The sequence below is a fragment of the Rhizobium cauense genome, from assembly GCF_019511525.1.
GTDB classification, from domain to species: Bacteria; Pseudomonadota; Alphaproteobacteria; order Rhizobiales; family Rhizobiaceae; genus Rhizobium; species Rhizobium cauense.
Window position 1 is genome coordinate 34,494 of record NZ_JAEUAT010000024.1, and the last position, 14,522, is coordinate 49,015.

The 14,522-nt window shown below is 60.5% G+C and carries 11 protein-coding genes; 9 read left to right on the forward strand and 2 right to left on the reverse strand.

Annotation, left to right across the window (positions count from 1 at the left end):
• The first annotated feature begins 1 nt into the window (after nucleotide 1).
• From livM to JNB88_RS29560, 6 genes are all read left to right on the forward strand, one after another.
• Complete coding sequence (gene livM, locus JNB88_RS29535; protein ID WP_220358567.1) at nucleotides 2-1,396, forward strand: high-affinity branched-chain amino acid ABC transporter permease LivM; 1,395 nt, start codon at nucleotides 2-4, stop codon at nucleotides 1,394-1,396.
• The gene (locus JNB88_RS29540) at nucleotides 1,396-2,271 is read left to right on the forward strand and encodes an ABC transporter ATP-binding protein (RefSeq protein WP_220358568.1); all 876 of its coding nucleotides are present in this window, start codon (nucleotides 1,396-1,398) and stop codon (nucleotides 2,269-2,271) included. The genes livM and JNB88_RS29540 overlap by 1 nt, the downstream gene beginning before the upstream one ends.
• Nucleotides 2,271-2,999, forward strand: a complete 729-nt coding sequence (locus JNB88_RS29545) for an ABC transporter ATP-binding protein (protein WP_037137131.1) — start codon at nucleotides 2,271-2,273, stop codon at nucleotides 2,997-2,999. The genes JNB88_RS29540 and JNB88_RS29545 overlap by 1 nt, the downstream gene beginning before the upstream one ends.
• Nucleotides 3,000-3,023: 24 nt before the next feature.
• Complete coding sequence (locus JNB88_RS29550; RefSeq protein WP_037137132.1) at nucleotides 3,024-3,377, forward strand: DUF6867 family protein; 354 nt, start codon at nucleotides 3,024-3,026, stop codon at nucleotides 3,375-3,377.
• A gap of 119 nt (nucleotides 3,378-3,496) precedes the next feature.
• Complete coding sequence (locus JNB88_RS29555) at nucleotides 3,497-4,621, forward strand: branched-chain amino acid ABC transporter substrate-binding protein (protein ID WP_037137133.1); 1,125 nt, start codon at nucleotides 3,497-3,499, stop codon at nucleotides 4,619-4,621.
• A 124-nt stretch (nucleotides 4,622-4,745) separates the two neighbouring features.
• Nucleotides 4,746-5,717, forward strand: a complete 972-nt coding sequence (locus JNB88_RS29560; protein WP_220358569.1) for a 2-hydroxyacid dehydrogenase — start codon at nucleotides 4,746-4,748, stop codon at nucleotides 5,715-5,717.
• Between the two features lie 30 nt (nucleotides 5,718-5,747).
• Here JNB88_RS29560 and JNB88_RS29565 read toward each other — a convergent pair whose 3' ends face one another.
• Complete coding sequence (locus tag JNB88_RS29565) at nucleotides 5,748-6,659, reverse strand: response regulator transcription factor (protein WP_220358570.1); 912 nt, start codon at nucleotides 6,657-6,659, stop codon at nucleotides 5,748-5,750.
• Complete coding sequence (locus JNB88_RS29570; protein ID WP_220358571.1) at nucleotides 6,652-10,038, reverse strand: hybrid sensor histidine kinase/response regulator; 3,387 nt, start codon at nucleotides 10,036-10,038, stop codon at nucleotides 6,652-6,654. The genes JNB88_RS29565 and JNB88_RS29570 overlap by 8 nt, the downstream gene beginning before the upstream one ends.
• Before the next feature lie 217 nt (nucleotides 10,039-10,255).
• Between JNB88_RS29570 and urtA the strand changes: the two genes are divergently transcribed.
• From urtA to urtC, 3 genes are all read left to right on the forward strand, one after another.
• Nucleotides 10,256-11,548 (forward strand): urea ABC transporter substrate-binding protein, encoded by a 1,293-nt coding sequence (gene urtA, locus JNB88_RS29575; RefSeq protein ID WP_037137138.1) that lies wholly within the window; start codon nucleotides 10,256-10,258, stop codon nucleotides 11,546-11,548.
• Between the two features lie 193 nt (nucleotides 11,549-11,741).
• A complete protein-coding gene (gene urtB / locus JNB88_RS29580) occupies nucleotides 11,742-13,361 on the forward strand; it encodes an urea ABC transporter permease subunit UrtB (RefSeq protein WP_220358609.1) in 1,620 nt (539 codons plus the stop codon).
• Nucleotides 13,358-14,521 carry an urea ABC transporter permease subunit UrtC gene (gene urtC, locus JNB88_RS29585; protein ID WP_220358572.1) on the forward strand — a complete coding sequence of 388 codons (1,164 nt, stop codon included), beginning with the start codon at nucleotides 13,358-13,360 and terminating at the stop codon, nucleotides 14,519-14,521. The genes urtB and urtC overlap by 4 nt, the downstream gene beginning before the upstream one ends.
• Nucleotide 14,522 lies beyond the last annotated feature (1 nt).

Below are 14,522 nucleotides of genomic sequence, written 5' to 3' on the forward strand. Positions count from 1 at the left end.
CATGGAAAATGTTGCACGTTCCGCTGACAAGTCCGTAAAGGCCGGACTTGTTCAGACGGGTATTAAAGAAGCTCTGTTCGCAGGTCTCATCGCGTTCGGCATGTTTGTCCTGTATGTCGGCCTGAAGACCGACCAGAACATCAGCAACGAGCTCATCATCGTCCAGCGGTGGGGACTGCTCTCCATTTTCGTTGCCATTGCGGTCGTTGGTCGCTTCCTGTCGGTGGTTTTCCTGAGGCCGCATCTCGATGCGCGCAAGCTCAGGAAGGCGCGCAGCGGTCAGCTGGATATCTCGGCGGAAAAGGGCTTCTTCCATCAGCACTTTCTGAAGATTGCGCTGCTCGCATTGCTCCTCTACCCGATGGTCATCGTCGCGCTCTTCGGTGCCCAGGGTTCGCTGAAGTGGGTCGACAATTTCGGGATCCAGATCCTGATCTACGTGATGCTGGCGTGGGGTCTGAACATTGTCGTCGGACTGGCCGGTCTGCTGGACCTGGGTTATGTCGCCTTCTATGCTGTCGGCGCTTATTCCTACGCGCTTCTGTCAAGCTATTTCGGCCTGTCCTTCTGGGTGCTGCTGCCTCTCTCCGGTATTCTGGCCGCGTTGTGGGGTGTCATCCTCGGCTTTCCGGTCCTGCGCCTGCGCGGTGACTACCTTGCCATCGTTACGCTGGCGTTCGGTGAGATCATCCGCCTGGTGATTATCAACTGGACGGATCTTACCAAGGGTACGTTCGGTATCTCGGGTATTCCGAAGGCCACTTTGTTCGGTATTCCTTTCGATGCGAGCGCTGGCGGCTTTGCGAAGCTCTTCCACCTGCCGATCTCCTCGGCTTACTACAAGATCTTCCTTTTCTACCTGATCCTCGCGCTTTGCCTGCTGACCGCCTATGTGACAATCCGCCTGCGCCGGATGCCGATCGGTCGCGCATGGGAAGCCTTGCGTGAAGACGAGATCGCATGCCGCTCGCTCGGCATCAATACGGTCACGACCAAGCTGACGGCCTTCGCAACCGGCGCAATGTTCGGTGGGTTTGCAGGATCCTTCTTCGCGGCTCGTCAGGGCTTTGTCTCTCCGGAATCGTTCGTCTTCCTGGAATCCGCCGTCATCCTCGCAATCGTCGTTCTCGGCGGCATGGGGTCACTGACCGGTATCGCGATTGCCGCCATCGTCATGGTCGGCGGTACGGAAATGCTGCGCGAAATGGAGTTCCTGAAGCTGATCTTCGGGCCTGACTTTACGCCGGAACTCTATCGCATGCTGCTTTTCGGTCTGGCGATGGTTGTCGTCATGCTGATCAAGCCACGCGGTTTCGTCGGGTCGCGTGAACCGACGGCCTTCCTCAAGGAGCGCAAGGCTGTTTCCGGAAGCTTCACCAAAGAGGGCCACGGTTGATGAGCCCTCAGGAAACAAACATGTCCAGCGATACTCTGCTCAAGGTCGAGCACCTGTCGATGAAGTTCGGCGGCCTGATGGCGATCAACGACTTCTCCTTCGAGGCGAAGCGCGGCGACATCACCGCTCTGATCGGCCCGAACGGCGCCGGCAAGACGACAGTCTTCAACTGCATCACCGGCTTCTATAAGCCGACGATGGGAATGATCACGCTCCAGCAGAAGAACGGCAAGGAGTTCCTGCTCGAGCGCCTTCCGGATTTCCGGATCACCAAGGAAGCCAAGGTCGCCCGTACGTTCCAGAACATCCGCTTGTTTTCCGGCCTGACGGTTCTCGAAAACCTCCTGGTCGCCCAGCACAACAAGCTGATGAAGGCGTCGGGCTATACGGTGATGGGACTTCTCGGCATCGGGCCCTATCGGTCCGAAGCAAAGAACGCCATCGAACTGGCCCGCCACTGGCTGGAGAAGGCAGATCTCATCGATCGCGCCGACGACCCGGCCGGCGATCTTCCCTACGGTGCCCAGCGCCGCTTGGAGATCGCACGCGCCATGTGCACGGAGCCGGAACTTCTCTGCCTCGACGAACCGGCAGCGGGCCTCAATCCCCGCGAGTCGGCGGCTCTCAACGCGCTGCTGCGAAGCATCCGCGCCGAAAGCGGCACGTCGATCTTGCTGATCGAGCATGACATGTCTGTCGTCATGGAAATTTCCGACCATGTCGTGGTGCTCGAATACGGCCAGAAGATTTCGGACGGCACACCTGATGAAGTGAAGAATGATCCGAGGGTTATCGCAGCCTATCTCGGCGTTGAAGACGAGGAAGTGGAAGAAGTGATCGCAGCCGTAGAGAACCTCGAAGGAGGCTCGCACTAATGACTGGTCAGCCACTTCTGAAAGTCCAGGGTGTCGAAACCTACTACGGCAACATCCGGGCCCTGGCCGGGATCGACGTCGAAGTCCATCGCGGCGAGATCGTCAGCCTGATCGGTGCCAACGGCGCCGGCAAGTCGACCCTGATGATGACGATCTGCGGTAGCCCGCAGGCTCGCAACGGCGCGGTGATCTTCGAGGGTCGCGACATCACGCGCATGCCAACGCATGAGATCGCCCGGCTTCGCATTGCACAGTCGCCGGAAGGACGTCGTATCTTCCCGCGCATGACCGTCATGGAAAATCTCCAGATGGGTGCGGGTCTCGACAACCTCAAATATTTCAACGAGGACGTCGAGAAGGTCTTTGCGATGTTCCCGCGTCTGAAGGAGCGCCAGACCCAGCGCGGCGGCACGCTCTCGGGCGGCGAACAGCAGATGCTTTCCATCGGCCGTGCGCTGATGGCGCGTCCAAAGCTGTTGCTTCTCGACGAACCATCGCTCGGCCTTGCGCCGCTGATCGTCAAGGGCATCTTCGAGGCGATCAAGAAGTTGAACAAGGAAGAGGGGCTTACCGTCTTCCTCGTGGAGCAGAACGCTTTCGCGGCGCTACGCCTGTCCGACCGTGCCTACGTCATGGTGAACGGCAAGGTGACGATGAGCGGTTCCGGCGCCGAACTGCTGGCGAATCCGGAAGTGCGTGCCGCCTATCTCGAAGGCGGACGGCATTGAGCATGACGAAGGGGAGACTTTGATATGCAGGGACTTTTCTTTGAGGGCGATACCGGCGTTCGCAGCGCCATTCGGCTTTTCGTTGTGCTGATTGGATTTTGGACAGCGTGGCGGGCTGGCAGGGCCGCTGCCGAAAGCTGGAGCAACTATCCGCTGGTGATTGCTTATACTGTTCTGCTCGCTGGTGCGATGCAGTTCCTGCATCACGCACTGTTTGACGGACCGGTCCTCAGCCTCTTTTACTACGTGATCGACCTGGTCCTTCTTCTGATCTTCTCGACGGCCGGCTATCGCTATCGCCGGACCAACCAGATGGTCAACAACTACTACTGGCTCTACGAAAAGACGTCCCCCTTCTCCTGGAAGGCAAAACATTGACAGCCGGTTGAATCTAGGGACAGATTGCCCCTCGGAGTGGAACAAGTTTCCTGGCGCAGTAAAGTGGGTAATGCGCTGGGTGGTGGAACAGAACCCGCTAAAAAATTGGGAGTAATAGAATGAAAAAGTCTCTCCTGTCGGCTGTAGCTCTGACGGCGATGGTCGCCTTCAGCGGCAACGCATGGGCCGACATCATCGTTGGCGTTGCTGGTCCGCTGACCGGCCCGAACGCTGCGTTCGGGGCTCAGCTCCAGAAGGGCGCAGAGCAGGCTGCCGCTGACATCAACGCTGCTGGCGGCATCAACGGCGAGCAGATCAAGATCGTCCTCGGCGACGACGTCTCCGACCCGAAGCAGGGCATCTCGGTTGCGAACAAGTTCGCTGCTGACGGCGTCAAGTTCGTTATCGGCCACTTCAACTCGGGCGTATCGATCCCGGCTTCCGAAGTTTACGCTGAAAACGGCATGCTCGAAATCACCCCGGCTGCTACGAACCCGAAGTTCACCGAGCGCGGCCTCTGGAACACGTTCCGTACTTGCGGCCGTGACGACCAGCAGGGCGCAATCGCCGGCAAGTATCTCGCCGACCACTTCAAGGACGCCAAGATCGCTGTCGTTCACGACAAGACGCCTTACGGCCAGGGCCTGGCTGACGAAACCAAGAAGGCTCTGAACGCTGCCGGCACGACCGAAGCCCTCTACGAAGGCATCAACGTTGGCGACAAGGACTTCTCGGCCCTCATCGCCAAGATGAAGGAAGCTGGCGTCACGATCATCTACTGGGGTGGTCTCCACACCGAAGCTGGTCTGATCATCCGCCAGGCTGCCGACCAGGGCCTCAAGGCTACGCTCGTTTCGGGTGACGGTATCGTTTCGAACGAACTGGCATCGATCGCTGGCGACGCAGTCGCCGGTACGCTGAACACCTTCGGGCCCGATCCGACGCTGAACCCGGCCAACAAGGACCTCGTTGCGAAGTTCAAGGCTGCCGGCTTCAACCCGGAAGCTTACACGCTGTACTCCTACGCTGCTCTGCAGTCGATCGCTGGTGGCGCAAAGGCTGCTGGTTCAAACGACGCAGAAGCTGTTGCTGCTGCAATGAAGGCAAAGGGCCCGTTCCCGACCGTTCTCGGCGACATGTCGTTCGACGAAAAGGGCGACCCGAAGCTTCCCGGCTACATCATGTACGAGTGGAAGAAGGGTCCGGACGGCAAGTACAGCTACTTCCCGCAGGACGCCAAGTAAGGGTCTACCCGCTTGTGCAGATTTTGGAAGCCCGGTCGCAAGACCGGGCTTCTTCCGTTTGGCCAGCAGGCCTTTTTGCGCTACTGGCTAGAAAGCCAACCACAGCAATCCGGATCAGATTACCATGTCCAAGCCACGCATTCTCGTCACGCGCCGCTGGCCGTCAGCCGTTGAGAGCATCCTCTCAGACCGTTTCGATACAACGCTGAATACGGATGACCTCTCCATGACCGGGGAAGCGCTGAGCGCGGCGCTGGGCGAGTATGATGCGGTTCTGCCGACTGTCTCCGACCGATTGCCGGCGGCCGTCTTCGACGGCGTGATGCCACGCGTCCGCATGCTTGGCAATTTCGGCGTCGGCTACAATCACATCGACATCGACGCGGCGAAGGCGCGGGGGATTGTGGTGACGAACACCCCCGGAGTGCTGACCGATTGCACTGCCGATATCGCCATGCTGCTGCTGCTCACCGTCGCCCGCCGCGGCGGCGAGGGAGAGCGCCAAGTGCGCGCGGGCGAGTGGCAAGGCTGGTGCCCGACACATATGATCGGGACGAAGGTCACCGGCAAGACGGTCGGCATCATCGGCTTCGGCCGCATCGGCAAGGCGTTCGCGCAGCGTTGTCACTTCGGCTTCGGCATGGATGTTGTTTTCTACAACCGTTCGCCCGTCGATCCGGCGGAGGCGGCGCGTTATGGGGCCCGGCAATTGCCTGCTGTCGAAGACGTATTGGCGTCGTCCGACTTTGTGTCCTTGCATTGCCCCGGCGGGGCTGAGAACCGGCACCTGATGAATGCAGAGCGGCTTGCGACAATGAGGCCGGGTGCGTTCCTGATCAATACGGCACGCGGCGATGTCGTCGATGAGCTGGCCTTGATAGCAGCCCTGAAGGACGGTGTTATTCGCGGTGCCGGGCTTGATGTGTATGGGGCCGAGCCACACGTACCAGATGCGCTAAGAGCAATGGAGAATGTCGTGCTGCTACCGCATCTCGGCAGCGCGACAGAGGAAACCCGTACGGCCATGGGAATGAAGGTGGTGGACAACGTGACCGCCTTCTTTGACGGCAGACCGCCGCCGGATCGCGTTGTTTGAGCCGTCGGCTCACGACCGCATCAGGCCAGTTCAGGTCTCGTGCAGCACATGAGCAGCCTTGACTGCGGCGGAGGCGCGGTTCTCGACACCGAGCTTCACGTAGATCTGTTCGAGATGCTTGTTCACCGTGCGCGCCGACAGGCCGAGAATCTCGCCGATGTCACGGTTGGCCTTGCCCTTCGCAATCCATAGCAACACTTCGGATTCCCTCTGAGTGAGCGAGAAATGCCGGCGAAGGACCTCGTCATCGGCGCGCGCATTGTTTGCGGTCAGGCGAAACAGGTATTCGTCGGCACCGATCGCGCCCAGAAAGGCAAGCTGAAGCACATCCTTGCCGGCATGCGAAAGCGAAATTGCGCCATCGCGGGCTGAGGCGGGGCGGGCTTTCATCCATTCGGCAATCTTGCCGACCACCGTATCCATGGCATCGTCGCGATCCATCGCGGCGTTGACGAGACGTGTTGCCTGTGGCGTCGACCAGTGAATGTCGCCGTCGCCCTTGACCGCAAGCAAATGCCTGCCGGCGGCGTCGAGCGCAACGCGCGCGCTCTGCGTCGAGCGTGCGTTTCGCAGGTGGACACCGATCCGCGCTCGCAGCTCGTCGATGTTGATCGGCTTCGTCAGGTAGTCCACACCTCCGGATTCGAGCGCACGAACGACATGCTCGGTTTCCGTGAGCCCGGTCATGAAGATGACCGGTATCTGGCTGATTGCCGGGTTGGATTTGAGTCTTCTGCAAGTCTCAAAGCCGTCCATGGAGGGCATGACGGCATCCAGCAGGATGAGATCGGGCGTAATGCGCTCCACAATATTCAGGGCGGCCGAGCCTGATGTGGCGATCAGGACCGAGAAGCCCGACTGCTCGAGAGCATCGGTCAGGAACCCCAAAGCCTCCGGCGAGTCATCCACCAGCAGAACGATGTCGCGCGGGAGCTCAGCCAAGGGTTTCTACCTTCTCGTCAAAACGGTGCAGGAAGTTCATGAGGCCGTTCAGATCGAAGGCGGCCGCATAGGAACGAAGTTCCTCTGTAAATGGCTGATTTGCTTCCACCTTGGCAAGGTCGTTGAGCTTGGCTTCGATACCTCTGATGTAGCCGATCTCTGCTAGCCGCAACAATTCCTGGACGTGCGCCGATCCCGGGCTGACCAGCGGCCGGTCATGCTTGATGGTGGCAGGCTGTAGCGCTTCGGCATAGATCCACTTCAAGCCCAGATGCAGCGCAAGCTTGTCACGCAGCTGCTTGATGTCGACAGGCTTGCCGATGGCATCATTGTGGCTGTCATCGCTGTCGCGGTGTGCGGCGGCGTCGCCGATATTGGCGGACAGCATGACGATCGGGGCGGTCTGGCCGTTTGCGCGCAGGCGTGAAACGAGTTGCCAGCCGTTCATGCCCGGCATCGAGATGTCGACAAGGAACAGATCGGGCTGGATGCCTTCGATCAAGGTCAGGCAGTCGGCGCCACTCGCTGCTGTCAGGACAACGAAGTCGAGAGGCGCAAGAACCTCGCGCATCATGTCGCGGTGATCTTCATTGTCGTCCACGACAACGATCGTGCGCCGGGGACCGTCATAGCTCACAATTTTCTTTTCCAGCGGCGGCACCGTCATTTCGCGGAGCACGGCCGAAAGCATGAGGCGTACGCGGAACATCGTGCCGCGGTCTTTCTCGCTGCTCACCGAAATTTCGCCACCCAGCGTGTTGGTCAAAAGCTGCGTGATCGTGAGGCCGAGGCCAAGGCCCGGCATCGGCCGGATACTGTCGGCCTCGCCACGCTGGAACGGCTCGTAGATGCGGCTCAAGTCCTTCTCGGCTATGCCACGACCGGTATCGGCGACGGTAAACGTCGCGACCTGGCTGCGATAGCCGACGTCGAAGGTGACACTGCCTTCGTCAGTGAATTTGATGGCGTTGGAAAGCAGGTTCACGAGGATCTGGCGAAGTCGCTTTTCATCGGTGCGGACGAACTGGGGCAGGGCGGGCGAGCGGTGGTGAAGGAAAGTCAGTCCCTTCGCCTGTGCCTGCGGACGGAACATGTCGACGACCTGGTCGAGGAAGTCCTGGATGTTGATCTCATTGGAATAGACCTGCAGGCGCCCGGCCTCGATCTTCGAGATATCGAGGAGGCCGTCGATGAGGCCGGACAGATGCTCGGCGCTGCGTCTGATGACTTTGATCGAGGATTGGCGCGGGGCGGGGATGGTCTCGTCGCGCTCCAGAATCTGCGCGTAGCCGAGCACCGCATTCAGTGGTGTGCGCAATTCGTGGCTGAGGCCGACCACATAGCGGCTCTTGGCGCGGTTGGCGGCCTCGGCCGTCTCCTTGGCAGTCTGGAGCGCAGCGTCGGTTTTCTTGTGGGCGGCGATCTCCTTCAACAGCAGCGTATTCTGGCGCGAGGATTCCTCCTCCGCCACGACGCGGCTGTCGTGCGCCAGAACGTAGAACCAGCAAACGACTCCCGCAATCACCGCGAAAACGAAAAAGACCACGAGGATCGTTCCGTTGACGACATCGGCGGTCTGAGGCGACGCCGAGGAAACCTGATGGGCGATCATTGCGAGGATGGCACCGACTGCTGTCAGGGCAAGCACAACGGCGATGCCGTAGCGTCCGAGGCGCGTAGTGAGTTTCTGAACAACGGTCTCCGGCAGCACTGCCTTGGCGACCGTGCCGACCTGCGCGTTGAAGCGGGCCTTCGGCTTACACATGTCGTGGCAGCGACTGTCGAGCGAACAGCAGAGTGAGCAGATCGGTGCCGCATAGGCCGGGCACCAGGCCATATCTTCAGGCTCGAAGGGGTGCTCGCAGACGGAGCAGGTGATGTTTGTGAGGTTCTTCCAGCTGTGGCGCGGTTTGCGCGCGAGGTAGAATTTGCCCTTCGTGCCCCATGCGATCAGTGGCGAGGCGATCAGCGCCACGATCAACGTGATGTAGGGCGCAAGCGATGCGGCGACGGAGCCGAAGACGCCGAAATGAGCGATCAGCGCAATGCCGGCTGACAGCGTCATGGCTCCGAGGCCGACCGGATTGATGTCGTAGAGATGGGCGCGCTTGAATTCGATGCCGGGAGGGGCAAGGCCGAGGGGCTTGTTGATGAAAAGGTCGGCCGAGATCGTGCAGAGCCACGCCATGGCGATGATCGAAAAGATGCCGAGCGTTTCTTCAAGCAGCTTGTAGATGCCGAGCTCCATCAGGAGCAGGGCGATCGCCACGTTGAACACAAGCCAGATGACGCGGCCAGGATGGCTGTGGGTGAGGCGGGAGAAGAAATTCGACCAGGCGAGCGAGCCGGCGTAGGCATTCATCACGTTGATCTTTAGCTGCGAGACGACCACGAAGGCAGCCATCAGCAGAAGGGCGGCATTATGCCAGGGGATCATGTAGCCGAAAGCCGTCAGGTACATCTGGGCCGGATCGGCGGCGCGATCGACCGGCACGCCTGAGGCAAAGGTGAGGACGACGAGGAATGAACCGGCCAGCAGCTTCGGCGCCCCGATGATTACCCAGCCGGGGCCGGCCAGGAAAACGGCGAGCCGGTGGCGCCAGTTCTGCTGCTTTTCCGGTGGCAGGAACCGTAGAAAGTCGGCCTGTTCGCCGATCTGTGACATCAGAGCGAGGATCACGGCCGAGGCTGCGCCGAACTCGACGAGATCGAACGGAGCGATGGTGCCCGGCGGGCCCGAGGCGTGGCGGATACCGGAAAAGGCACGCCAGAGATCGAATTTCTCCCAGTCCATCACGGCGATGAAAATGAAAGGCAGCACGTTGAGGACGATCCAGAAAGGCTGGGTCAGCAACTGGAACCGACTGATGAGCCGAACGCCGTGCGTGACCAGCGGGATGACCATGACGGCGCTGATGATGTAGCCGATCCACAACGGGATGCCGAGTGTCAGCTCCAGAGCGCCGGACATGATCGATGCTTCGATCGCAAACAGCATGAAAGTGAAGCTGGCGTAGATCAACGAGGTAATCGTCGAGCCGATATAGCCGAAGCTGGCGCCACGGGTCAGCAGGTCGATGTCGACCCCGTGGCGGATCGCATAGCGGCTGATCGGCAGGCCGATGGCGAGCATGGCGATCGAGGCGACGATGATGGCCCAGAAGGCGTTGGTGGTGCCGTAAGAGAGGGTGATGGCGCCGCCGATCGCTTCAAGCGCCAGGAAGGATATGGCGCCGATCGCCGTCTGCGAGATGCGCTGCGAAGAGAACTGCCGCGCGCTCTTGGCGGTGAACCGCAGCGCATAGTCCTCCAGCGTCTGGTTGGCGACCCAGCGGTTATACTCGCGCCTGACCGGAATGATGCGTTGCCGCGCTGCCATGCCTTGGTGCCAGCCCCTTTGTTCCCCTTGTCATGCGTTCGTAACATGGAACCACGCGAGGCTTAAGAGTGCGGCGCAGCACAAAACTGCACATTTCGCCCCGTCACCTACGTCATATCACGTATACGCTTTCGCAGTGCAGCACCGGATAGTCCCTTAAGCAACAGTTAACTTCCGTTTTCGGCCTGTTGTCTAACAAGAAGAGGGGATCAACCAGATGAATCTCAAGTCCTATATCACGGGCGCCGCACTCGGCGCCGTCATGTCGGCTACGGCCGCATTCCACGGAGCCGTTGCGGCTGACGACACCATCAAGGTCGGCGTTCTGCACTCGCTGTCCGGCACGATGGCGATCTCCGAAACGACGCTGAAAGACGCCATGCTGATGCTCATCGACGAGCAGAACAAGAAGGGCGGCCTTCTCGGCAAGAAGCTCGAAGCCGTCGTCGTCGACCCGGCTTCCGACTGGCCGCTGTTTGCCGAAAAGGCACGCGAGCTGATCGAAAAGGACAAGGTCGCGGCCGTCTTCGGTTGCTGGACGTCCTCGTCGCGCAAGTCGGTTCTGCCGGTCTTCGAAGAGCTCAACTCGATCCTCTTCTACCCGGTTCAGTATGAAGGCGAAGAGTCCTCGCGCAACATCTTCTACACGGGTGCCGCTCCGAACCAGCAGGCCATCCCGGCTGTCGACTACCTGATGGAGAAGGAAGGCGTTAAGCGCTTCGTTCTCGAAGGCACCGACTACGTCTATCCGCGTACGACGAACAAGATCCTGGAAGCTTATCTCGTCTCGAAGGGCATTCCGAAGGAAGACATCATCATCAACTACACGCCGTTCGGCTTCTCCGACTGGCAGACGGAAGTGAAGAAGATCAAGGAATTCGGCGCGGCCGGCAAGAAGACGGCGGTCGTCTCGACCATCAACGGTGACGCCAACGTTCCATTCTACAAGGAACTCGGCAACCAGGGCGTCAAGGCAACCGACATCCCGGTTGTTGCCTTCTCGGTCGGGGAAGAAGAGCTTGCCGGTCTCGACACCAAGCCGCTCGTCGGCCACCTTGCAGCCTGGAACTACTTCGAGTCGGTCGAAAGCCCTGCCAACAAGAAGTTCATCAAGCAGTGGCACGAGTTCACCAAGAACGACAAGCGCGTGACCAACGACCCGATGGAAGCTGCCTATATCGGCTTCAACGCCTGGGTTAAGGCTGTTCAGGCCGCCGGCACGACCGACACGGATAAGGTTCTCGACACGATCATCGGCACCACGGTTCCGAACCTGTCGGGCGGCTATGCCACCGTCATGCCGAACCACCACATCACCAAGCCGGTTCTGATCGGTGAAATCCAGGCGAACGGCCAGTTCGAAATCGTCCAGCAGACCCCGGCGGTTGTCGGCGACGAATGGTCCGATTTCCTGCCTGACTCCAAGGACCTGATCTCCGATTGGCGCAAGCCTATGAACTGCGGCAACTTCAACGTTGCCACGGGCAAGTGCGGCGGCAAGGGCTCCTGAGTGCTGATCACCCCGTCACTCTGACGCCTGAAGACTTCCGCCCGGTCTCTCCTGTCCGGGCGGAAGGTCCATCTCCGGAGCGCAGCCTTGATGCTTCGGACGGCGCCGGTTCCGCCAGGGATCGATGCCGATTTAAGGGCTTATTTTTCCCGATTGCGCCGGAAGGCCAACGATGACCGAGGCAAGAAAGCCGATGTATCGCGCCATCAAGATTTTGCTTTTGACCCTATGCCTGGCAATGCCGGCCTTTGCGACCGCGCTCAAGGCGCAGGAAGATATTCACCCCCTTATCGATGCGCTTGGCGTCGGCGACTTCCCTGAGCGCGAAGCCGCGATCAAGGCACTGGTCGCCTCCAAGGACCCGCGTGTCGGCGAGATCCTGCAGTTGCTGAGCGACGGCCAGCTTTACGTGAACTCCGAGACCGGCGGTCCTGTGCTGGTGCAGGGCGGCACCGAGGACGAGCCGACCTATGCCGACCCGATCTCCGGCGAGGTCGTCTCCGACGTCGATCCCGACTACATGTCCAAGGTCAAGATCAACAATTCGCTGCGTACGGTGATTGCCACCGTCACGAGCCAGCTGACGCTCCTGAGCCCGGATCGCGGCGCGCGGCTTTCCGCAGCTCAGGGCCTGCTCAAGGACGCTGATCCGGCAAATCTCGATCTCCTCACCTCGGCGCTGGCTGAAGAAAAGGACGCCGAGGTCAAGAATGCGATGGAAGCGGCGCGCGCCGTCATGGTGCTGAAGAGCGATGTCAGCGCCGAAGAGAAGAAGGCGGCGATCGATACGGTTGCGGCGCGCGGGGGACGCGATGCGCTGACCATCCTGAATTCCGCGATGGCGACTGCGCCCGAGGAGCTGAAGGGCGCTATCCAGGCCCATATCAACGCGATCAACCGCAGCCTCGCGCTTTGGGATGTCGGGCAGAATGTCTGGTACGGGCTGTCGCTCGGCTCGGTGCTGCTGCTCGCGGCGATCGGCCTTGCCATCACGTTCGGCGTCATGGGCGTCATCAACATGGCGCATGGCGAAATGGTGATGATTGGCGCTTACACGACCTACGTCGTACAGGAGTACATCAGCTCCGCATTCCCGGAACTCGGCAACTACTCGCTGGCCTTCTCCGTGCCGGCTGCCTTCCTCTTTACCGGTTTTGTCGGTCTTGTCATCGAGCGTGTGGTCATCCGCTACCTTTACGGCCGGCCACTCGAAACGCTGCTCGCCACCTGGGGCGTGTCGCTGATCCTGCAGCAGGCGGTTCGCACGATCTTCGGCCCGACGAACCGCGAGGTGCGCAATCCGAGCTGGATGTCCGGCGCGTTCGAGCTGGGCGGTCTCTCGATCACATGGAACCGCCTCTGGATCATCGTCTTCTCGATGGTGGTGTTCTTCGCGCTGCTCGCACTCCTGAAGCGCTCAGCCTTCGGTTTGCAGATGCGTGCGGTCACGCAGAACCGCCGCATGGCCTCGTCGATGGGCATCCGCACCGGCTGGGTCGATGCGTTTACCTTCGCGCTCGGCTCCGGCATTGCCGGTATAGCAGGAGTCGCACTCAGCCAGATCGACAACGTGTCGCCGAACCTCGGCCAGAGCTACATCATCGACAGCTTCATGGTCGTGGTCTTCGGTGGGGTCGGCAATCTCTGGGGCACGCTCGTCGGGGCGCTGTCGCTCGGTGTCCTCAACAAGTTCCTCGAGCCTTTCGCCGGCGCCGTGCTCGGCAAGATCCTGGTGCTCGTTCTCATCATTCTCTTCATCCAGAAGCGTCCACGTGGGCTCTTCGCACTCAAAGGAAGGGCGGTGGAAGCATGATTACGGCCTTCCTGCTCCGGTCTCTCGACCGCAAGATCATCGCTGCAATCGTCATTCTGCTTGCAGTCGCAGTGCTGGTGCCGGTGCTCAACCTCATGACCGCGCCGACCAATCCGCTGCATATCCCGACCTACATCATGGCGCTGTTCGGCAAGTATCTGACCTACGCGCTGCTGGCGCTGGCGCTCGATCTCGTCTGGGGCTTCTGCGGTATCCTCTCGCTCGGTCACGGCGCTTTCTTCGCGCTCGGCGGCTATGCGATGGGCATGTATCTGATGCGCCAGATCGGCTCGCGCGGCGTCTACGGCGACCCGATCCTTCCCGATTTCATGGTGTTCCTGAACTGGAAGGAACTGCCGTGGTTCTGGTACGGCTTCGACAAGTTCTGGTTCGCGGCGCTGATGGTTCTGCTGGTGCCGGGGCTGCTTGCCTTCGTCTTCGGCTGGTTCGCCTTCCGCTCGCGCGTCAACGGCGTCTACCTGTCGATCATCACACAGGCGATGACCTACGCGCTGCTGCTCGCCTTCTTCCGCAACGACATGGGCTTCGGCGGCAACAACGGCATGACCGACTTCAAGGAAATCCTTGGCTTCAGCGTGCAGGCTGATGGCACGCGCGCCGCGCTGTTTGCCGCGACTGCGATCTTCCTTGCCCTGTCTCTCATGATTGCCTCGGCCATCGTGCGCTCGAAATTCGGCAAGGTGCTGGTCGGCGTGCGCGATGCGGAAAGCCGCACGCGCTTCCTCGGCTACCGGGTGGAACATTTCAAGCTCTTCACCTTCGTCGTTTCGGCGATGATGGCGGGCATCGCCGGTGCGCTTTACGTCCCGCAGGTCGGCATTATCAACCCAGGCGAGTTTGCGCCGGCCAACTCGATCGAAGTGGTCATCTGGACGGCAGTCGGCGGCCGCTCGACACTGATCGGGCCAATCATCGGCGCCATTCTCGTCAACGGCGGCAAGACGATCTTTACCGGTCTCTTCCCCGAGTTCTGGCTGTTCGCGCTTGGCGGTCTGTTCGTGCTCGTCACGCTGTTCCTGCCAAGAGGCATCGTCGGTACGATCGACCGGTATATTTCCCGCCGCAAGCCTAAGACGGAAGCTACGCCGCCCGCGCTTCACGAAGAGGGCGTCGATGCAAAAATCCAGCCAGCGGAGTGAG

Bases quoted from the DNA above. Each gene is read 5' to 3' on its own strand.
- livM (WP_220358567.1), top strand. From the start codon at position 2: ATGGAAAATGTTGCACGTTCCGCTGACAAGTCCGTAAAGGCCGGACTT.
- JNB88_RS29540 (WP_220358568.1), top strand. From the start codon at position 1,396: ATGAGCCCTCAGGAAACAAACATGTCCAGCGATACTCTGCTCAAGGTC.
- JNB88_RS29545 (WP_037137131.1), top strand. From the start codon at position 2,271: ATGACTGGTCAGCCACTTCTGAAAGTCCAGGGTGTCGAAACCTACTAC.
- JNB88_RS29550 (WP_037137132.1), top strand. From the start codon at position 3,024: ATGCAGGGACTTTTCTTTGAGGGCGATACCGGCGTTCGCAGCGCCATT.
- JNB88_RS29555 (WP_037137133.1), top strand. From the start codon at position 3,497: ATGAAAAAGTCTCTCCTGTCGGCTGTAGCTCTGACGGCGATGGTCGCC.
- JNB88_RS29560 (WP_220358569.1), top strand. From the start codon at position 4,746: ATGTCCAAGCCACGCATTCTCGTCACGCGCCGCTGGCCGTCAGCCGTT.
- JNB88_RS29570 (WP_220358571.1), bottom strand. From the start codon at position 10,038: ATGGCAGCGCGGCAACGCATCATTCCGGTCAGGCGCGAGTATAACCGC.
- urtA (WP_037137138.1), top strand. From the start codon at position 10,256: ATGAATCTCAAGTCCTATATCACGGGCGCCGCACTCGGCGCCGTCATG.
- urtB (WP_220358609.1), top strand. From the start codon at position 11,742: ATGTATCGCGCCATCAAGATTTTGCTTTTGACCCTATGCCTGGCAATG.
- urtC (WP_220358572.1), top strand. From the start codon at position 13,358: ATGATTACGGCCTTCCTGCTCCGGTCTCTCGACCGCAAGATCATCGCT.